This window comes from Pseudomonas mandelii (assembly GCF_024138395.1).
Classification (GTDB): domain Bacteria; phylum Pseudomonadota; class Gammaproteobacteria; order Pseudomonadales; family Pseudomonadaceae; genus Aquipseudomonas; species Aquipseudomonas mandelii_E.
On sequence record NZ_JAMYDU010000001.1, the window covers coordinates 552016 to 572275 of the forward strand.

At 55.0% G+C, this 20260-nt stretch carries 18 protein-coding genes; 12 read left to right on the plus strand and 6 right to left on the minus strand.

Annotation, left to right across the window (positions count from 1 at the left end; genetic code table 11):
- Window positions 1–45: 45 nt before the first annotated feature.
- Window positions 46–723: a type 1 glutamine amidotransferase domain-containing protein gene (locus NHU87_RS02490; RefSeq protein WP_253545300.1), complete on the minus strand. Its 678-nt coding sequence runs from the start codon at window positions 721–723 to the stop codon at window positions 46–48.
- A gap of 387 nt (window positions 724–1110) precedes the next feature.
- Between NHU87_RS02490 and NHU87_RS02495 the strand changes: the two genes are divergently transcribed.
- The 12 genes from NHU87_RS02495 to NHU87_RS02555 all read left to right on the plus strand — a co-directional run bounded on the left by NHU87_RS02495 (window position 1111) and on the right by NHU87_RS02555 (window position 15173).
- Complete coding sequence (locus tag NHU87_RS02495) at window positions 1111–1626, plus strand: Hcp family type VI secretion system effector (RefSeq protein ID WP_007900657.1); 516 nt, start codon at window positions 1111–1113, stop codon at window positions 1624–1626.
- 131 nt (window positions 1627–1757) lie between these two features.
- Window positions 1758–3806 carry a type VI secretion system Vgr family protein gene (gene tssI / locus NHU87_RS02500; protein WP_253545301.1) on the plus strand — a complete coding sequence of 683 codons (2049 nt, stop codon included), beginning with the start codon at window positions 1758–1760 and terminating at the stop codon, window positions 3804–3806.
- Window positions 3793–4692, plus strand: a complete 900-nt coding sequence (locus NHU87_RS02505) for a DUF4123 domain-containing protein (RefSeq protein WP_253545303.1) — start codon at window positions 3793–3795, stop codon at window positions 4690–4692. Before tssI ends, NHU87_RS02505 begins: the two co-directional genes overlap by 14 nt.
- Window positions 4689–8009 carry a toxin VasX gene (locus tag NHU87_RS02510; protein WP_253545305.1) on the plus strand — a complete coding sequence of 1107 codons (3321 nt, stop codon included), beginning with the start codon at window positions 4689–4691 and terminating at the stop codon, window positions 8007–8009. The genes NHU87_RS02505 and NHU87_RS02510 overlap by 4 nt, the downstream gene beginning before the upstream one ends.
- Entirely contained in the window at window positions 7979–9136 is a 1158-nt protein-coding gene (locus NHU87_RS02515) for a DUF6708 domain-containing protein (protein WP_367399003.1), read from the plus strand. Before NHU87_RS02510 ends, NHU87_RS02515 begins: the two co-directional genes overlap by 31 nt.
- 132 nt (window positions 9137–9268) lie before the next feature.
- Entirely contained in the window at window positions 9269–9499 is a 231-nt protein-coding gene (locus NHU87_RS02520) for a hypothetical protein (protein WP_253545307.1), read from the plus strand.
- Window positions 9496–9960 carry a hypothetical protein gene (locus NHU87_RS02525; RefSeq protein ID WP_253545309.1) on the plus strand — a complete coding sequence of 155 codons (465 nt, stop codon included), beginning with the start codon at window positions 9496–9498 and terminating at the stop codon, window positions 9958–9960. Before NHU87_RS02520 ends, NHU87_RS02525 begins: the two co-directional genes overlap by 4 nt.
- 164 nt (window positions 9961–10124) lie before the next feature.
- The gene (locus NHU87_RS02530; RefSeq protein ID WP_253545311.1) at window positions 10125–10730 is read left to right on the plus strand and encodes a hypothetical protein; all 606 of its coding nucleotides are present in this window, start codon (window positions 10125–10127) and stop codon (window positions 10728–10730) included.
- A 119-nt stretch (window positions 10731–10849) separates the two neighbouring features.
- Window positions 10850–11848, plus strand: coding sequence for a hypothetical protein (locus NHU87_RS02535; RefSeq protein ID WP_437180815.1), 999 nt, complete (start codon window positions 10850–10852; stop codon window positions 11846–11848).
- A 535-nt stretch (window positions 11849–12383) separates the two neighbouring features.
- On the plus strand, window positions 12384–12749 hold the full coding sequence (locus tag NHU87_RS02545; RefSeq protein ID WP_437180811.1) for a DUF6124 family protein: 366 nt from the start codon (window positions 12384–12386) through the stop codon (window positions 12747–12749).
- Window positions 12746–13012, plus strand: a complete 267-nt coding sequence (locus NHU87_RS02550; RefSeq protein ID WP_253545315.1) for a hypothetical protein — start codon at window positions 12746–12748, stop codon at window positions 13010–13012. Before NHU87_RS02545 ends, NHU87_RS02550 begins: the two co-directional genes overlap by 4 nt.
- Before the next feature lie 298 nt (window positions 13013–13310).
- Entirely contained in the window at window positions 13311–15173 is a 1863-nt protein-coding gene (locus NHU87_RS02555; RefSeq protein WP_253545317.1) for an ATP-binding protein, read from the plus strand.
- Window positions 15174–15564: 391 nt separating this feature from the next.
- Here the strand turns inward: NHU87_RS02555 and NHU87_RS02560 are convergent, their stop codons facing one another.
- The 5 genes from NHU87_RS02560 to NHU87_RS02580 form a co-directional block, all read right to left on the minus strand.
- The gene (locus NHU87_RS02560; protein ID WP_253545319.1) at window positions 15565–16149 is read right to left on the minus strand and encodes a hypothetical protein; all 585 of its coding nucleotides are present in this window, start codon (window positions 16147–16149) and stop codon (window positions 15565–15567) included.
- An 87-nt stretch (window positions 16150–16236) separates the two neighbouring features.
- Window positions 16237–16410 carry a hypothetical protein gene (locus tag NHU87_RS02565; RefSeq protein WP_176466896.1) on the minus strand — a complete coding sequence of 58 codons (174 nt, stop codon included), beginning with the start codon at window positions 16408–16410 and terminating at the stop codon, window positions 16237–16239.
- Window positions 16411–16420: 10 nt separating this feature from the next.
- Window positions 16421–16663: a hypothetical protein gene (locus NHU87_RS02570; protein WP_038984012.1), complete on the minus strand. Its 243-nt coding sequence runs from the start codon at window positions 16661–16663 to the stop codon at window positions 16421–16423.
- Between the two features lie 62 nt (window positions 16664–16725).
- Window positions 16726–17799, minus strand: coding sequence for a lipocalin-like domain-containing protein (locus NHU87_RS02575; protein ID WP_253545320.1), 1074 nt, complete (start codon window positions 17797–17799; stop codon window positions 16726–16728).
- A complete protein-coding gene (locus tag NHU87_RS02580) occupies window positions 17789–20260 on the minus strand; it encodes an ABC transporter permease (protein ID WP_253545322.1) in 2472 nt (823 codons plus the stop codon). The genes NHU87_RS02575 and NHU87_RS02580 overlap by 11 nt, the downstream gene beginning before the upstream one ends.

Sequence of the window (20260 nt, forward strand, 5' to 3'; positions counted from 1 at the left end):
TACACGGTCGATGTAGGAGCTGCCGAAGGCAGCGATCTTTTGATTTTATTTCAGCTTTGCCAACAACGCCTTGGCGACCGCTTCCGACGACGCAGGATTCTGACCGGTCAGCAACAGGCCATCCTCGACCGCATAACTCGCCCAGTCATCGGCCTTGGAGTAAATACCACCGTTGGCCTTGAGCATGTCCTCCACCAAAAACGGCACAACATCCGTCAACTGCACCACGGCTTCTTCGGAATTGGTGAAGCCCGTCACGCGCTTGCCTTTGACCAATGGCTGGCCGTCCGCATCCTTGACGTGACGCAACACCCCCGGCGCATGACAAACTGCCGCAACCGGTTTGCCCGCCGTGTAAAACGCCTCGATCAGCGCAATTGAAAAAGTGTCTTCAGCCAGATCCCACAACGGGCCATGCCCGCCGGGATAGAAAACAGCGTCATAGTCTTCGGCCCTCACGGTATTCAGCACCCCAGTAGACGCCAATGCGGACTGGGCGGCGGAATCCTTGCGAAAGCGGTTGGTGGCAGCAGTCTGCGCGTCTGGCTCATCGCTCTTGGGGTCCAGCGGTGGCTGGCCGCCCTTGGGTGAGACCAGGGTCAGCTGAGCGCCAGCGTCCTTGAAGGTGTAATACGGGGCGGCGAATTCTTCAAGCCAGAAGCCGGTTTTCTTGCCGGTGTTACCCAATTGATCGTGGGACGTTAAAACCATCAGGATTTTCATGTCGTTCTCCAGTCGATGTCCGGGTTGTTCAGTGATCTGACCATCGGGCAGCGCTGTTCGTTGCGATAATTGTCGGAGTGATGGCTCATAGCCTTGGTGCGCAAGAAGTTGCGCACCTGTATCGGTGAAAAGGCCCCAAAAGACGCTGGACGCCAGGTTTAACAAGCCCTCCAGCCGAGTGCGCAAGAAGTTGCGCACCACTGCGCAACTTCTTGCGCACTTTTTCAGCTGATCCTTGCCGAAAACCCTTTCGGCGCTGATTAAATCTCCTCAATCACCTGATTTATATAGCCTTAAGCAGTTCTGGCACGGTCCTTGATAACAGTCAGGCACCCACCGGGCGATACCGCCTCCCGGGCACCCTAACTTTTAGCAAGGAGCACATCCATGGCTACACCAGCGTACATGTCCGTTACTGGCGAGAAACAAGGTCTGATCACTGCCGGCGCATTCACCGCCGACTCGGTTGGCAACACCTACCAGGAAGGTCATGAAGACCAGGTCATGGTTCAGGCTTTCAGCCACGACGTGATCATCCCGCGTGATCCACAGTCCGGCCAACCGACCGGTCAGCGCGTCCACAAGCCAGTCGTAATCACCAAGGTCTACGACAAGTCCTCGCCACTGCTGCAAGCGGCGCTGACTTCCGGCGAGCGCATGAGCGAAATCGTTATCCAGTGGTACCGCACCTCGGCTCAAGGCACCCAAGAGCACTACTACACCACCAAACTGGAAGACGCGATCATCGTCGCCATCAACAACAAAATGCACAACTGCCAGGATCCATCGAACTCGCACTTCACGCACCTGGAAGAAGTGCAATTCACCTACCGCAAAATCACCTGGACCCACGAAGTATCCGGTACTTCGGGTTCCGATGACTGGCGTGTTCCAGTCGCTTAATCGCGGCTGACGGTTCCAAACATCGGCCAGCTCTGCTGGTCGATGTCATTTGCGCCTTCCAGGAATTTTCGCGTCCGCAAGTGCCCGTTTGGGTTCAGGCGTGCGCCGCAGCACTGCACGAGGAACAAGGGATGTTCGCGCCGGCCAATCAGACTCACTTTGCCCTGACTATCGAAGGTCTGGAAAACGATCTCCAGGTCCTTGCCCTGCAAGGTCGGGAAGCCATCAGCCAGCCTTTTGTGTTTGAGGTGGAGCTGGTCAGTGAACAGCCGTCCCTGGACCTCGAAACGCTATTGCACAAACCGGCCTTTTTGCAGCTCTCGCCGGATGGCAGCGGCATCCATGGCCAGATCTACCGCGCCGCCCAAGGCGATTCGGGCAAACGCCTGACGCGCTACGCCGTGACCCTGCGCCCGCAGCTGTCCTACCTGGCGCACCGCATCAACCAACGCATCTTCCAGAACCTCAGCGTGCCGAAAATCGTTGGCATGGTCCTCGAAGAGCACGGCATCCAGAGCAATGCCTACGAGTTCAAAGTCGGGGCGATTTATCCCGAGCGCATTTACTGCGTGCAGTACGATGAATCGGACCTGCAGTTCATCCAGCGCCTGTGCGAGGAAGAAGGTATCCATTACCACTTCCAGCACAGCGCCACGGCCCACAAGCTGGTGTTCGGCGATGACCAAACGGTGTTCCCGAAACTCGCGCCCGTGGCCTACCAGCAAGACTCCGGCATGGTCGCCAACGACCCGGTGATCAAGCGCTTCGACCTGCGCCTGGAAACCCGCACCAGCCGCACCACCCGCCGCGACTACGACTTCGAAAAACCGCGCCTGACCCTGGAAAGCGAACACCGTGGCGACGCCCTGCCCGACCTCGAAGACTACGACTACCCCGGCCGCTTCATCGACCGCGAACGCGGCAAGCACCTGGCCAAACGCGCCCTCGAACGTCACCGCAGCGACTTCCAGTTGGCCGAAGGCAAAAGCGATCAGCCGTTGCTGGTCAGCGGCCACTTCCTGGCCCTGACCGAGCACCCGAAGGCCAAGTGGAACGACCTGTGGCTGCTGACCGAAATCCTCCACGAAGGCAAACAGCCGCAAGTGCTGGAAGAGTCGGTCACCAGCAACACGACCCAGCTCAAGGACGATTTCCATCAGGGCTACCGCAACCGTTTCCAGGCCACCCCCTGGGACGTGCCCAACCGTCCGCCGCTGAACCACCCCAAACCGCGGATCCTCGGCAGCCAGAGCGCCGTGGTCACCGGCCCCAAGGGTGAAGAAATCCACTGCGACCAATACGGCCGCGTCAAAGTGCAATTCCATTGGGACCGCGAAGGCCAGGCCGACGACAAGACCAGCTGCTGGTTGCGCGTCTCCTCCGCCTGGGCCGGCGCCCATTACGGCGGCATTGCCATCCCGCGCATCGGCATGGAAGTGCTGGTCAGTTTCCTGGAAGGCGATCCCGACCAACCGCTGATCAGTGGCTGCCTGTACCACAAGGAAAACGTCGTCCCGTACGCCCTGCCGGCGAACAAGACCCGCAGCACCTTCAAAACCCTGAGCTCCCCGGGCGGCGGCGGTTACAACGAACTGCGCATCGAAGACAAAAAGGGTCAGGAACAGATCTTCCTGCACGCCCAGCGCGACTGGGACGAGAACGTCGAACACGACCAGAAAATCCGCGTCGGCAACGAACGCCACGACACCGTCGAACAAAACAGCTACAGCGAATTCAAGGCCGAAGAACACCACACCGTCTACGCCGACCGCAAAGTCGAAACCCGCGCCAACGACCACCTGACCGTGGGCGTCAACCAGCACATCAAAGTCGGCACCGGCCAGTTCATCGAAGCCGGCCAGGAAATCCACCTGAGCAGCGGCATGAAAGTCGTGCTCGAAGCCGGCAGCGAACTCACCCTCAAAGGCGGCGGCAGCTTTATCAAGATCGACGCCAGTGGCGTGACGCTGAGCGGGCCGGTGATCAACATGAACTCCGGTGGGAGTCCGGGTAGTGGGACGGGGGCGGCGCCGTTGATGCCCGGGGCGTTGAAACAGGCTGATGCGGATAAGGCCGGGCAATTGTTGGTGCCCGCACAGCGGCAAGCGTTGATGCAGAAGAAGCCAATCTGCGCGATCTGCGAGAAGGCCAAGCTGGAGGCGCAAAATGCTGAAGTCTGAGTGGCCGCTGGAAAATGGGTTGCCTCAAGGCCTGCCGTGGAATGGCACCGTCGGTTTGCTGCTGGATGGCGTCAGCGTCGAAAAACTGCCGCAGCTCCTTTATCAATGGTCGGATAATCCGGTTTTCGAGCCACTCTACCTCGGTACCCCGTGGGTTGAATTGGGCGATGTTTCGCCGTGTCTGGTTCAGATAAAAGCACAGAACAATGCCATCCTGGCAAAGTTTCTGGCTGAGCCTCGCCAAGAATGGGGCTACCTCGTGTTCAGCGATCAACCCTGGGAGCACATGGTCGAGCACTTCCGCTGGCTGACCAGTGTCATGCACCCTCAGGGTGAAGAAGTCCTGTTGCGCGTCGCCGACCCCGCCGTGGCCCACGCGCTGCTCAGCCACGGCGAGAGCATCAAGGACCCGACCCTGTTCGGTCCTTGCTCGCAGATCGTCGGCGCCGACGGGGCACTGGGCTGCTGGCACATCAACCAGCGCCCCGGCAAAGCCCTCGAGCCGATCCACAGCAAACGCTACCGCTTGAGCGACGAGCAACTCAGCCAACTGGATGAAGTGAATTTCCGCAGCATCGTCCTGCGCCTCGACGAACACATGCACGAATACTTTCCGTCCTATCAGGCGCAAGCGACACCTCTGCAGCGCTGGGAACACCTGCATGCATTGGCTTCGAGTTCGTATGATCGAGGCTTCAACACCGAACTCGACATCACCCTCTACGCCAACATTCACGGGTTCCTCGGTGAAAGAGCGCTGGAAGAACATCCAGACCTGGATGCGATACTTAAAACGCCATCGGAACAAACGCCCGCTCAGCGACTCGAACGGGTCGCTGATATTGCCCAGGAACGGTCTGAAACCCTGCCAAGGAGCCAAGGATGACAACGCCCACATCGACCGGCAAAAGCCCGAACAACGTTGCAAAAAGCCGGGACGACGGTAAGTGCGCCATGGGCGGTTGCTCCCTGATGAAGGCCAAGATTCAGCTCATCCCTTTACGCTATGGTCTGGTCGAACGACTCGACCCATCCAGCGCACTAGCGATGCCTTACAAAACAACTTCACGGCCACTGGGCATTCGCTTGATCCGCGACGGCTGGCTCTACGTCATCATCGACAAGAAACCTCAAGCCGTCATGCACGAATACCGAATCCAGAACGGCATCGTGACCCAACTGCTGTGGGAAAAAGGCGAAATAACCGCCAACAAACGCGAAAGCAACGTGGGCGAGGCCGTGCTTGTCTTCCCGCGGTTGAGCAAGCTCTACGTCAACTACTCAGAAGTGCAATGGACCGCCGCCAAATGCGCGCAGGTCCTCAAGCACAAATCCGAGCGTGAGTACTTCATGCAGGCAGTAGACCTGACCAAGGCTGATCCGGAGAAAGGCGCGGCTAATCTGTTGACGCCAAGTCAGGCGGAAAAATGGATAGCGGAAGTTGCGGAGCAGCCGAGTAAGGAACCGGCGGTTACGAGTGCCAAGCCTGAGGAAAGCAAAGACTATCTCTGGGAGCAAACACCTAACTTCAAAAAAACTCAGTTGGGCGCGCTCAAAAAGCAAGTCAAGGCAGAAAACGAGCGTGACCATCTGTACTTGGTCATACAGGATGACCTGGGCGTGTTACGCGATCTCGCTGAGCATCAGGATTTGGTCACTGGCTGGATCAGCGACTGGAGCGACGCTGAAGCCAATCAAAAGAAGTATGTGTTTGGTTGCTACATCGAATCGTTGTACACCGTAACCGGCGAAACCATTCTGAATGCCGCCCAAGGCGACCCTCGTTTTGCCAAACTCAAGGACGAAACAAGCGAGGACCAGCGGCAATCGATCGTCGATTACGTCAACGTTAAAAATCAAACCCAATATTCCGGTGCAGGTACGCATCGTGGGGCTATTGCAGCTTCAAAGTCGCGGATGCGTACGAGTCTTGGACCTTTGCATTCCAAGTACGAAGACCTGATCGAGACCATCGAAGACAACGCGGAAGACGCGCTCGACGGCGCGAAAATGGGACAACAGGGCATCAACGATCTGATCGATCGGCCCGCGATGGAAGCCTTTCTGAAACAGCAACGCGCCCAACTCAGTCGTTGGAACAAACGTCTAGATCTGATCAGTGACGATCGCGCGAATCTGATCAGTGAAGAACGCTTCCAACGCTCAGCCTGGTATTTCGACCCCAAATTTGGCGATCAACTCGACACAACTCTCGCTACTGAATATGCCTGTATGAGAGACATTTGCCGGACAGATAAAGCGACTGAAAAGCTTGCCGATCTAATCGAGAAACAGCCGGGTTTTACCGTACCAACCTTCTTCACATTGAGCTTGACTGATCAGAAGGACATGCACGCCAAGGTCACATCTTTCATCAAGTCCCTGCGCGATACCTATATGGTCAAGGACGACTATCAGGGGGCCCAGGCACTCAGCGGAAAGTTTGGCAATTTGCTCACTCAGAATCTCGCAGCAGCAATGCAATTGAGTGAAAACGGCATTGTGCTCGGTCAGTTGCGCAACACGGCGTATGAGCCTGCAAAGCAATTGCGCCTGGCAGGAGCGCTGGATGAGGCCATGCAAGCGCTACGCAGTGGCCAGTCGCTAGATCCAGCAAAAGTATTGCGCCGAATTCCTGGCTCGGCCTGGATAGACGTTCTGCGTGCCTTTGGTAAGGGGGGTATTACGTTGGAGTTTGCCTCTGCGAATCAAATTGCCGCGTTCAAAGCTGATATGGCCAAACTGACAGATCTGCGCCAGCAAATGACTTCGCTGAAAAAACAGATTCGGCAAACCCTGGCTGATGAACGTAAAGGCCGGTTACCAAAAGGCGGTTACAAAACCTTGGTATCTCGCCGCAAAGCTATTCAACAAACTGTCGCTCCACTTGAAGGGCGGGTAGCTCAGGCCATGAGTCCTGTTGGTGACGGGCCGGGTAAGGCTGCCTTCAAGATCAAAGGGCTTAACAATGCTCAGGTGCTTGAGTTTGAGCGGATGGCCGATGACTATCGGCTCAAGCGACCGTATAAAGGTTTGACTGGAGAAGTTTTCAAATCAGTGGGTGGCGATGTGTTTGCTTCAGCCGCATTTGTCATGCAAACGATAAATTTCTACCAGGTATTTATCGAAGTACGTTCTAAAGTAGTGTGGGAAAGCGCTGATACCCTATCTTTCTTTAACGCCCTCTTTTCTACGGTTGGAGGCGGTTTGGCTGCTGCACAGGGTATTGCCATAACAAGTCTTTCAGTAGCTATCAAAAATTACACAAGCGCCGCCGGCAAAATTAAGTTGGCCGCTAAGCTAGGAAAAATCACCGGGGCATTGAGCCCATTTGCCTACATATTCAGTGCAGTTGCCGCAGGAACAGGTATGTATGGTGAAAAAGGATCGGCTGCCAAATGGACAGAGGCGTTACGTTCAGGGAATGGTGCCAAGTTGACAGGCGCCAGCATGACATTAGCAGGAGACTCTGGACAACTTGCGCTCAATGGATGGGCCTTCGCCAGGAGTGGCCAATCCATTTATGAGGCGTTTACCACCGTAAATCAGGCACGTGCGCTGGTTTGGGTCAAAGCGGGTGGCCAACTGTTGAGCATTGCTGCCAGAGCAAATTTGATTGGCCTGGTGCTTACCGGTCTGCAATTGGGCGGAGAATGGCTGTACAACCGAAACAACAAAACAGATTTGGATACTTGGTTGCAAAAAGGGCCTTGGGGTAAGCAGAGCGCCAACCGCAGTCTGACTGAGGAGCGCCTGCTGCTTGCCGACATAACGGCATCACCGCAGGTGGCATTGCAGACGATAAACAACAAGGCTATGGCGGTACTGCGCATACCAGGAATCACTGCTCGTGAACTAAATGATGTAGAGTTTGGCGTGAGCGCTTACTGGCTGACAAACCACCAACGAAATGACTGGGAGGCATGGAGCGAGCCGCTGCTTTATCAATTCAACTTGCTCAGTGCTCCGGATGAACCGCTTAAATTAGGCATGGACATTTTCCAACACGAAGCCAACGCCCAACATGGTTTGGCTATTGTCCTACGCTATCACCCCGTTGCTGGCGATAAATCCTTCCGAGAGAAACGCTTCGAAACTACGACGTTGAACGCGCAAAATGGCAAGCTATTTTCGGCTGTCTCTGTTTTAAAGTCGCGCAAAACCGATGCCCCATGGCTATTGGTCAACAGCGACTTCCTGTAGGTGCCCGACTCACAACTTTTCGGTTGAATTACATGTCATCCAAATCAACAAATAACGACGAACTTCATCTCAAGCATCAGCGCCCCGTCGCTGGTGAATCTCGACGTTTTACTACTGGCGAAGCAGTGTTTTTTTCGCCACTACCCGTCCCTACCGGCCAGATCCCAATGGATTTGGGGGGAAGCTTTCTTGATATCAACGACACTTACCTAGACGTAGGTAGCAGTAACGTCAATAAGGCATTCCAAACCAGGGTTATGATCGCAAGCAGCATGCTCATACTGATTGTGAGTTTAATAATCGGCCCCTTCATCGCCGGGCTAATGAGTTTTGGTGATCCCTATGGCAGAACATTTACACATATTTTCATAGAGTTTTTCCCCACCGGCGCTGCAATCGGAGCTTGGGGAGCAGCAGGAGCCACAGTTCTGGGACTCTACGTTGTCATCAGCACTACTCTAGCCAAAGTCCGTACCCGCCCGATACGCTTCAATAGGCAACGTCGCGAAGTCTGTTTTTTTGCTAATGGGTCTGACGAGCCGGTCATCCAACCTTGGGAAGAAATGGTGTCCTGGATTTCTGTCAGTACTGGTGTAACTGGGGTCGGCGTCATGAGTACTTATACCTTTGGCATGGCATTTGACGACCCTAAAACTGATACCGTTCATTTTGTGAACCAGGGAGTAATGACTCCAGTTCATGGTTTGGGTAAATGGGAGGCGATACGTGTTTACATGGAAAGAGGGCCACAACACTGCCCCGGTAAAGCACCGTACGAAGGCCGCCATACATTTGATAAAGAGCACGGAGATATGCTTGAGGAGTACCAACACAACGAGCGCTCCGCGTTAGGTGTTGGCTGGTGGTATTTCACTCATGTAATCACTTTATGGCGCTTTCCGTACTGGGTAGCGGAATGGGACCATCGTTTCAGCATGAAATCTCTACCTGATTCCATTTCTGAGTGGTCCAAACCGTTACCCTCTGAACAATGGGCCAAACCAAGCGCCGCTCTGAAAGAGCAAAGCATGAAGATCGAAAAAGCCTTTACTCAAGGACAGGATTTCATGACGTACTTTAAGGCCAACCTAAACGAAACCAGGGCAGAAGAATCAACAAATAGCTGAATACTGTGAAGCCCAAGAATCAGATGGGGCGCCGCCAACCGCCTCGCACAAATTACCCTGTCTGATCCAGCAGGAAACCTACAAGAAAAGGGGACTACAAGAAAAGGGGACAGATTTATTTTCTAAGCGTTCATGAAAATAAATCTGTCCCCTTTTGCTCGTATAAAACCCGGAGACGCCCGATTCAAATACGAAATGCCGAACGGGAAAGAAAATGGTGCCTATCCAAAAGAGTGGATTCCCAGCGGAGCAACGAAAAGCGGCACCAAAGAGGCTGCCCTAATAGGCTCTGAGGAAACACAACATAATAAAAGTATCGATGAATTATTAAGCCAATTTGAGGCCTGGGAAAAACTTCAATGAAATTTCAGATCGCACTAGAAAACAATGAGCCCTCGGAGTTTTTTAAAGGTCAAGGACAATATTTTTCCCGAGACCCTGATTGGGGAGATCACCTCTATATCAACAACTGGCAAGGTCTCTGCGGATACCTAAAATCTAAAGAAAGCCCAAATAAAATACTACTTGATATATTCAGCAAATATTTAACATCACTGCAGCACTGCTACCAAGATGCGGATTCCTTGCTATTAAATATAAGCTGTTACTATTCAATACGAAATGATACATCGCTCATGTCCGAAGACAGCTTTGACTTAATAGCGAACCTTAGCGAAGGAAACAAAAAAACAATCGGCGAACTATTTAAACTTCTACGCAGAGAGTACGCCAACCAAAATACTGGCAAGCCTGTGATTAGTCTTGACCAATTTCTGTTTAAAATAAAGACAAATGGTTGCAATTTTGATCTAGAAAAACTGTAGCTGACATCAAGGAAAAAAGTCGAAGAAAAACTACAAAAAAGGGGGCAAATTATTTTCTAAGCGCTCATAAAAATAAATCTGAGAATTATCTGGCCGGCCTCCCCACCTCACGGAGGTGGCGGAAAATTCAAGGTGTGAAGTTAGTTTTGCTAGGAATATGCCAATTGCCTTATCCCGATCTGCAAAATGCTGTTCAACGTACCGGGTTCACCGTCACCCAGTTCTCGGCCCAGCGCGTATATTTCGGCTGTTGGTCGATGACCGTTGAAGGCCACGGATGCACCTACCTAGTAGTCAACGAAGGACGAGACGGTTGGTTAATGTTTTATCGCGTGGGGGCCGCAGGGACATTTACTGAGCTGGACAAGAAAGTATCGACTTGGATGGACGACGCCGATAAAGCAACTCAATGCCTGATCTGGCTTTCTGGCTGCCGTCCTCCTCTACAGCCCCACAAAGTCCGAAGTTATTATGTGATTGCCGAAAAGGATCTTGTACCGGAGCAACCCCACAGCTCTGACTGGCCAAAATTAATCGGCTACTGCTACGACGATGACTACTTTTTGTTTTTTGAGGGCAAGGGTCATGGGCTGGGTGGGACCGCAGTACCCGCTTGCGAAGGCAAAAAAGCTGAGTGGCTAACGATATTCAGGGCACTGGACGTCGAGTGGTTTATAAGCTTGCTGGAAACGCTTAAGTTCACGTCGGAGGAAGCATTTACCTTAGCGTTGATCGAGAAGGTAGGCTCGCTCAGAGTTTGTCGATATTAAAAACTAATGTGTGTCCTCTTTTGCTTCTGATGCATTGCCATCAACAAGTCGCCCCTAAGAACTGGATCATCACTCAACAAAGGAATGAACCCTTGTTCACCATCGCACGACCATTCGCCATGCTTTTGGCATTGACCCTTTCTCTTGACGCTGCCGCGCTGTCACTTCGATCAGAAAAACGCGCAGACGGTACAACCGTGTTGCAGCTCACCAATGACCCGGCCCCTGCACGACCGCCACAGCTCAACGAAGATCCGGCGATACGCGCCGCCTTGATTGACTTCATCGGTTATGCGACAGGCAGCTACACCAACGATGACTCGTTGATCGTGACGCAAGTGCTGGATGCCCTTGATTCAGAGTTCTCGACGTTTGAGGAAGGTGTACCTGCCGGACGCAAAATGCTGACGGCCATGGATGATGGTAACCACGGCGACGAGCGCGCCGCACTGTTGTTGGACGACAAGGGGCAGTTGATCGCCGTTGGGCTGGTCAATGGGCACTGTACCGTCAAATCACGCACTGAGTCGTTGTCCTGCAACCCCGGCCCCGAAACCGTGCTGACTATATTCCAGGCGAAAGGCGCCAAGAAGAGCGATGCTGACCCAATCATTGTCTGGAGCAAACAGTTGCCACCATTGATTGCGTATTGGGCCGAAAGTGAAGATCCCGAAACACGTGCTCAAGCGCAAAAAATTGCCACGGTCGAATACATCACCACTGACCCGAAAAAAGACTCCTGGAACGCCTCGCAATTACCTTCCGACTTCCCGAAGGCGATGCTCCCTTTGATTCCGAAAAATGCCCATCTGGCGGGCGCTGGCGTCGATGGCGTTTACACCACACCCGGCATGAAAGGCGCGCCGATTTACGGTGACTTCGACGAATTGGCAGGCCGGCCACGACATGATTTCGAGATCATGTTGAAAACCTATACAGCGTTCTCCGACGTCGTCGAGTTTTACAAACAGAAAGCTAAAGGTGCCGAGTTAAGTGCCAACGATGAAAAGGCACTGATTGAGGGTGTTGCAGGTGGCGCCACCTACAAAATCGAGATAAAGGATAATGAGGAAGAAGGAACGGCCATCACTTTTTCCGCGTGGAGAAAAGAGGTCTGAATTCCTTTAACTAGATGATCGGACGCAATGCGGCAGATTCATTCAAGTCTTCGTGATTGGTAATCTGCCCTTTGCTCCTGAAACAGGGTTTGGTATCCAGATGAAACTAAAAGATATTTTCACAAGTAAAATGGAATATTTCAGCATCGGACACGAAGAAACGTCGGGAAAGTTCTACCGATCCCGGTCAGCAATCGCCTCATCGACTACGAGGAGTACTACGAAATCCCAAAAGCGTGCTTCGACCGATATCTGGAAAAACCAGATAGCGCACTGGAGTTCGTCGAGCAATGTCGAAATCAACAAATGGACCACTTGCTCATGATCAAGCCCGGTAGCGACCGTGGAACCGCCTGTTGAGTTGAAGTTCGTCGCCTGACAAAAGCATCGGACATTTCCCACAACCCCCATCGCCACCCATGAACTTGTACACCCTCTCCTCCCCAGATAACCTCCCCCAGCCGCTGCAACCTCAGCGACCGGTTTTGACAGACCGAACACGATCAAGGCATGTAAATGCCGCTTTGCGGCTCCATTGTTTCAGGAGCTTCACGATGAAAAAGTTTCCACCCGATTCCCTCGACCCCCTCCAACTCAACCAAGCAACCCAACGCACCATCAGCGCCCGCCTCCGCAACCCAAAAAATCCCGACCCATCAGCCACGTTTTCACCCTCCTCCCCAACATTGACACCGAAACCCTGCTAAGCCACGCCTGCGAAACCCTCGCCTCACTCAACGTGCTCACTACCGACTTTGCTTGTGAACTCGAAGGCTCGCACCGCAGCCTGGCGCTATCGATTCAGCAATTGGCCGTGCTGGGTGAATTGTTGGTAAACCGGGCGCTGGATAACCTCGATCCACCCGGTGGGGCGCCCGATGCTCAGGAGGTGCAGCCATGACTCGATACATGCCGATTACCGGCATCGACTGCACGATCCCTTCCCTGCTGATCGACACTGAAGCGCCTATTGATGTGTTGCATGACACGGCGGCGTATCGCATTCGCAGCGTCACTCAACTGTTGGAAACGCTTTCCCTGGGCGAAGCGCTTGGTGGTGATGCTGCGCTGTTGCAAGAGTTTGCGCGGGTGTTGGCCATCCCGTTGCGCGATGGCTGCGATTTGCTGGATGTGGTCGGACGGCGGTTGCGAGCGCGACTTTAAATCATCAATAAGAATGGGCGACCCAAGGTAGGGTCGCTCATTTTTATATCCGCAACTTTTAAACACCACCTCTCAGACTTATGCACGCAGCACTTCGCAAGAGTTTGTTAAAAACTGTCTTTAAACTTCTGATCATTCAGAAAAATCGACTCAACATCGTGAGCACAAAAAACAAAAAAACTGGCTCTTTGGTCAACTAACATCTCATCGCCTCACCTGAAAACAGCAAAAAACAAAACAATGGTTTTCAACCAACCTTCAAACTATACTTCCGCGCGCAGTATGGAGGCTGTGATTTATGTTCAAATTCAGACGAAAAACATGGGCTTTACTCTTGGTCTACATCGTGGGTGTCAGTGGCTATATCTACTACCTCTACGTCGAGACTCAAGGAAATCTCACTGAAAACATTAATAACAAGCTGCTGCATGCAGCGCTGGGTACTTCGGCCATCCTCGGCGATCGTTACCATGACAATCTGACCGACAAACAGTCCAAATCGCACGCGCAAGACTTGGATGCCATTCAGCGGCTCTCCCGGTTCAACGAGTCCATGGGAACCGCCTTTGTCTACAGCGTGGTCAAACGCTCGGGCGAGGCTTATCTGGTCAGCTCCAGCGCATCGAAAAAAGAAATTCAAGAGAACAATTTCGTACGCTTCTTCGATCCCTATCCGGATGCCAGTCAGGCTCTGCTCGACAGTTTTGAACGTACAGAACCCACCTGGATCGACTACTCGGATCATTGGGGAGACTTTCGCGCCGTCTTTGTCCCAATGAAATCGCAGGACGGTACGATTTATGTCGTCGGCGCGGAGATGACGTTGGCGGACTACCACCACCAACTTAATCAGGACTCCCTGAACCATATCATCTTGGCCATTCTGGTATTTCTCGCCTTCATTCTTTTACGCATGCGTGCTCATCTTCAGCAACTGCAAATAAACGAACAGGTATTGAATCAGGCAAAAAATGCCGCCGAGGATGCTGATCGCTCGAAGACCCTATTTTTGGCCACCATGAGTCATGAAATTCGCACGCCCATGTACGGTGTCATCGGCGCGACCGAGTTGCTGGCTCGGTCCGCCCTGAATCCCGAGCAAAGAAGCTTGCTAACAACGATTCATACGAGCGGGCGAACCCTGTTGTCGCTTATCGACAACATTCTCGACCTTGCAAAAATCGAAGCGGGCAAACTTGAGTTGAAACCTCGCGTATTCGACGTGAGAGCACTGGTTTCAGCCAGTATTGAACTGATCCGGCAAAACATTCAGGACAAGCCAATAGTACTTGAGGTCCAGGTTTCACCGGACGTACCTGCCTTGGTCAAAACCGATACCGATTGCCTTCGCCAGATACTGATCAACTTACTGGGCAATGCGGTCAAATTCACCGAAACCGGAAAAATATCGGTCGTGGTTACGACCAGCGGATATGGCCCCCGAGCCCGACTCAACTTCTCCATACGTGATACCGGCATAGGTATTCCCACGGAACGCCAAGACAGTCTGTTCAAACCCTTTACTCAGTTTAAAGGGCCAGCCAGTCGACGCTTTACCGGAAGTGGGCTCGGTCTTTCAATCTGCAAAAACCTGGTGGAGGCGCAGCAGGGGACTTTATCCTTTACCAGTCAGCCTGGCGTTGGATCGACGTTCTCCTTCTCACTTCCCATGGGGCTTTTTTCAGTCTCGGAAGTACCCTTCGAGGACGATCATGCAGCGGTTGGTTTCGACTCGTTTTTTGCCGAGGATTACCCGCTCGATATCCTGCTGGTGGAAAACCATCCGGTGAGTCAGAAAGTGGCCATGGCGATGTTACAAGAGTTGGGTTATACACCCGACCTTGCGTCAGATGGCCTGGAGGCGGTCAATTCGTGTATGACTTCAACGCCAGATATCATTTTCATGGATATCAACATGCCTGTTATGGATGGGCTAGAAGCCATCCGTAAAATTCGCAAACTGCCAGTGGGCGATACGTGCTACATCGTTGCTTTCACCGCGAGCGCTTTTTCGAGCGAGATCGAACGTTTCAGGGCCGTAGGTGCCAATGACATTCTGACCAAACCGGCAAATTTTCAGGCGTTGACCCGAGTGCTTCAGCGTGCAGCCAACCACCGGCAGCAGCTTCAGGCCTGTACACCGGTAGTTGATACAAATTGAGTAACTCCGTGAAATGTGACGCTGGATGGTCGGGGGCGATTACGGGCGCAGCTGAAACCCACCCAATAAAAATGGGCGACCCCAAGGTCGCCCATTTTTATATCCGAAACTTTTAAACGCCACCTCCCACAGAAGGTGTTCGCCCAGTGTAATGGCCTGGCAATCCATGCACCGGTAAAGAGCCCTGACACCGGGCGAACGGGAAGGATTTTAATAGAATTTGGCAGATATGTCCTCGTGTATAAACATGAAATTTTATACACGTAGCACTTTGTAAGGCGTTGCAAACACAACGTCTACAAACCGCTTAAAACTCACCAGTTCGACCATTAAAATTGATTGCTCTTATACAACTATCTGTACAAGAACAATCAATCCGTACAAGTAATGATCAGCTTGGGTGCTGAGTGGTCACTTTCAATACGTCGGTATAGGTCACCACGACGCTCTGCCCTACTTTCAGATCTTTCAATTTCGCTTGGACTTCAGGCTTTTCGACGTTAACGGTTTTGGATTGGCCGGCCGGGTTCTGGAAGATCAGCTGGTTTTTCTTCAGGTCGATGTGGGTGATTTTCAGTTGGACCTGTACCTGACGGTAGGCTTCGCCGCCGGGGTTGGGGTTGTCTTTGGTGGCGCGGATTTCGCCGGTGCGCTCGATGGAGCCTGGCAGGCCTTTGTCGACGTCGGTGTCGAGGTGGGCCGCGACCGAGCGGACGACTTCGACGTTGACCTGATCGCCGACTTTCAGTTTGCCGAGGTTTTTGGCTTTGTCGCTGAGTTGTATATGGACCTGACGACCTTCGGCGCCTTCGAGAACGACCTGGTGTTTGGCGGCGTCGACCGCCAGGACTTTGGTGACGACCTGATCGGCTTCCACGGCGGCGGCCAGCGGGATCTCCGCGGCAATGGCGCTGAGGCTGGCGGTGGACAGGAGGGTGGCGAGGGTGATGGCTTTGGTCAGTGCGTTGAGCTTCATAAGCGGTACGTTCCCTGTGATTGGATGGCAGCAGACGGCTCTCAATCCAGGTTCGGCGCCGTCTGTGCCGATGAGCATAGACGCTGATCAGGGAGTGTTCGCAGTTTCTTGTGCGGTGGACTCTCCGCTGTCGGTGCCTTTGCCGCTTTCCTTGCGCCGGGTCGGGTCGGTGGGGCGCAGGGCATCGTTGTCGCGCTCGACTTCGCCTGGTGGCCGGGGTTCGTCGGGGTTTTCCGAGGGGGTGGTCGGTTTGGGATTCATGGGGTTTTCCTCAGGCTTCGGGATCGTCGACTTCGTGGGCGACGTTCACGGCGGGTGAGTCTTTGTGGGATTGATCGGCCTTGGTTTTGAGGATCTGCCATTGATCGAGGTCGATGGCGCCCTGCCCCAGCAGATCGTCGGCGATGCGCAGCAATTCGCTGTAATGCACGTCGGGAGATTGCTGCCAATAGGCCTTGTCGTCGAACAGCCGCTGCCAGGTGGCAAGGGTGGGCGGTTTGAGATCGTCGCTCATGGCGGGCTCCCGTGAATGGGCTTCATTACGTAGGAAAACGACGTGACGCCGAGAGTTCCGGGTCAATACCCGGTCATCTCCAGATACCCCTGCCCGCCATGACTGCCGCTGAGCCGCACCGGTCCTTCCCAATAGGGAATGCGCAAGTCCATCCAGGCCTTGGGGTTGAGGGCGCTGATGGTGATATCGAGGTGTTTGGTGGGGATTTTGATTGACCAGCTCACGGGCATTGAACGCCCGGCCACGTTGGCGGTGTCTTGGGGGGTGAGGCTGATGTCGTCGGCATGCAGTAACTGCGTCTGCCCTTGGGCATTGATCCAGGTGCCGGTGAGGTATGGCGCGCCGTCCTTTTGCCTCATGCGGTAGAGCATGACCTGTTCGCCGCTGTTCAGGTGCAAGGAGAACCAGTCCCAACCGGTCTGGTTGGCGGTCAGGGGTTGGCTGCTCCACTCGCGATCGAGCCAGGCCGGGCCGCTGACCCTGTAGGTTTTACCGTCGATTTCCAGCGTGCCCTTGGCCTGGAAAAACGGCTGACTGTAGTAATACGACGCCTGGCCTTGTTCGGATTTCTGGCTGAAGCCCTTGTCTCCCTGAAGTACCAGCGGCCGATTTGAAGTCAGTCGAAGCTGGTAGTTGAAGGCCTTGTCGCGAGCGCTGAGTTGCAGGTCCGCCAGAGGGTCTTCATGGGTGGCCTGACTGCTGAAATGCCAATCATCGATCCATGCGTTGAACGGCGCCAGGCTCACGCCGGCCTGGCCGACGCCGCCTCGGGCGTAGCGTTCGGCGGCATGATGCGCCATGGCGGAAGTCACGGCCGCGTGGCCCAGCCAGATGGTCTGATTGCCCCAGCCAGATTGTTCGGGCGTCGCTTTCAAGGCGCTGCGAAACAGCGTCCATTGCGCGCCGAATTCCTGACCTTGATCGTCCTTGAGGTTGGCGGTGACGTACCACCATTCAATGCGAAAGCCATCGTGCGGGCCGTGGTCTGCCGGAAAACTGAAAACTCGTCCGGGCACCACCGGGGTAAATGCCTCGGCTTGATGGCCGAGGCCGGCGAAGCCTTTTTCCGGCGCAGGCGTGTTGTCGCATCCGTTCAGCAGCGCGGCCAGTAACAACACGCCGAGCTTAATCTTCATGAGCAAAGGTCCTCAGCAGATCCGCCGGTTGCGTGCGATACAGCGAGTACAACGGCCACGCTGAAGCGAGCAATGTTGCGAGCAACGCCAGGCCCATCAACTGCAACAGTTGCAGCGGAAAGACCCGTAGCGGCAAGCGCCAGCCGAAGGCCTGAACGTTGATTACCGTGTCCAGGCACCACGCCAATGCGATGCCCAAGGGCAATGCCAGCATCAATGTCAGCACTGCCAGCAACCAGGTTTGCCCCAGGTTCAGCAGCATCAACTGGCGCCGCGTCACACCCAGCGCCCACAGCGGCGCAAGTTGCCCGAGGCGGCTCTGGCTTTGGGTCAGCAGGCTGATGAACAGTGCCACGCCCGCGACGCAAAGCGTCAGGCTGTTAAGCGCCGCGGTGGCGGCGAAGGTGCGTTCGAATACTTGCGTGGACCAGCCCTTGAGCCGGGCCTGATCGACGATGCGGCTGTCGTCCAGGGTGAAGCGGGTTTGCAACGCAGTCAGGAATTCGGGGATGGACGCCGGGTCGATGCGCAGGTTGAAACGGTTGGGCGTCAATTGCGGCCAGCCGCGCAGCAGGTGATTGATGTTGACCAGCAGGTGGCCCTTGGGATTGCCATAGTCGGCGTAGATCCCGACGATCCGTGGCGACCATGGGCCATTTGGCGTGGGGATCGTCAGGTGATCACCAAGGCGTACCTTCAACCGTCGGGCCAGTTGTTCGCTGAGCATTAGCGCGTCGTCCTTGGCCAGTCGCTCCCAAGGGTTGTCGCCCAAGGCTTCCAGCAGCGGCCAATGCTGACGATACGTCGGGTGATCGATCACGCCAAAGACGTCCGCCGGCCAGCCCTGCAACTGGATCGACACCTGCCAGTTCGGGAGCACCGCGGTGACTTGCGGTTGTTGTTGGAGCCAGGTGTGCAGTTCTCGAGCCTGGGCGGGACTTTGCGGATTGAGGTACAGCTCGGCGGTCAGGCGTTGTTCGAGCCAGTTGCTGAAGGTCTGGCGGAAACCGGCGGTCATGCTGCCGGCGCCGATGTTTGCCGCCAGCGCCAACAACAGCGCCATCAAGGCCAGGCTCAGGGCCGGCAACTGTTGGCGACAGTCAGCGAGAAACCATTGCCCGAGCACCGAACGACTGCGCCCAAGCACCCAGTCGAGCACGCTGTTCAACACCACCGGCAAGGCCAGTGCGGCGCCGATCAACAACGCGGCCATCAGCACGAAACCGCTGCTCAGGCTATCGCCGAAGATCAACGCCAGTAACGCGATCACCGCAGCCATCGCCGCGACCCACCCCTGGCGCCGCAACCAGCGTGCGTGCGCCTGATGCCAGGCTTGCGGATTGGCCAGTGCCAGCAACGGCAAACGCGCCGCCCGCAGCAAACTGTTGGCACCGGCCAGCAAGGCGCCAAACAGGCTCAGGCCGATACCGCTGAACCACCACAGCAGACTTAGATTCAACTGCCCCGGCACTTCGGCGCCGTACAAGCCGCGCAGGCTGGCGGCGACGTCCGGTAACAGCACGCCGGCCAGCAGGTAGCCGCTGACGACGCCGGCAATTCCACCGATCAGCGCCAGAGCACCCAGTTCGACGGCAAGGCAGGTAATCAACATGCGGGCGCTGACTCCACAGGCGCGCAGGGTTCTGAGCAAGCTTCGGCGTTGCTCCAGCGCCAGGCCGATCGCCGCGTGGACGATGAACAGACCGACCACGAACGACAGAAAGCCCAAGGCATCGAGGTTCAGGTGGAAGCTCTCGGTCAGACGCGCGAGATTGTTTTCTTCGCCGCTGCTTTTGAATTGAAATTGGCCCTTGAACTCATCCGGCAGGGTCGCGGTGAAATCCTTGGGCAGCAGCAAGCGCGACAACTGATCGGGCAATTGCAGAATCTGTTGGGCGAAGCCGATGTCCACCAGCAACACGCCGGGGGCCATGTCGGTCTGGGCACGCAGCGGCGGCAAGGTGACTCCGCTCTGGGCCACCGGGGTTTGACCTTCGTGCAAGCCCAACGCCTGCAACGTCTGCGGTGAAATCCAGGTGCTGCCCGGCGGGGTAAAAAACTCGACAACCTGCTCGATCGGCAACGACCGCCCGGCCACTGCGGAACCGGCCGGCAACGACACCGGCTCAATGCCCATCAACTGCAAGCGCTGGTCTTCATGGCCCTTGAGCGTCACCCGGCCTTGCAACACGGGCGATACCGGCCAACCCGCACGACGCAGATCGACAAATACTTGCTGGGAAAACACCCCACCGCCGGTTGCACTGAGGCTGGCTTGCGGTTCGCCGCCGATCAGCTGACTGGCCCGAGCGTAGCTTTCTCGCGCCTGGCTGTTCAGCGCTTGCACGCCGGTCAGCAGGCTGGTGGCGAGCCAGAGCCCGGTCAGCACACTGAAAAATTGCACCGGGTGTTGTCGCCAATGGCTGAGCAGCGCCCGCAACGTCTCGCGAAAAACCCACAC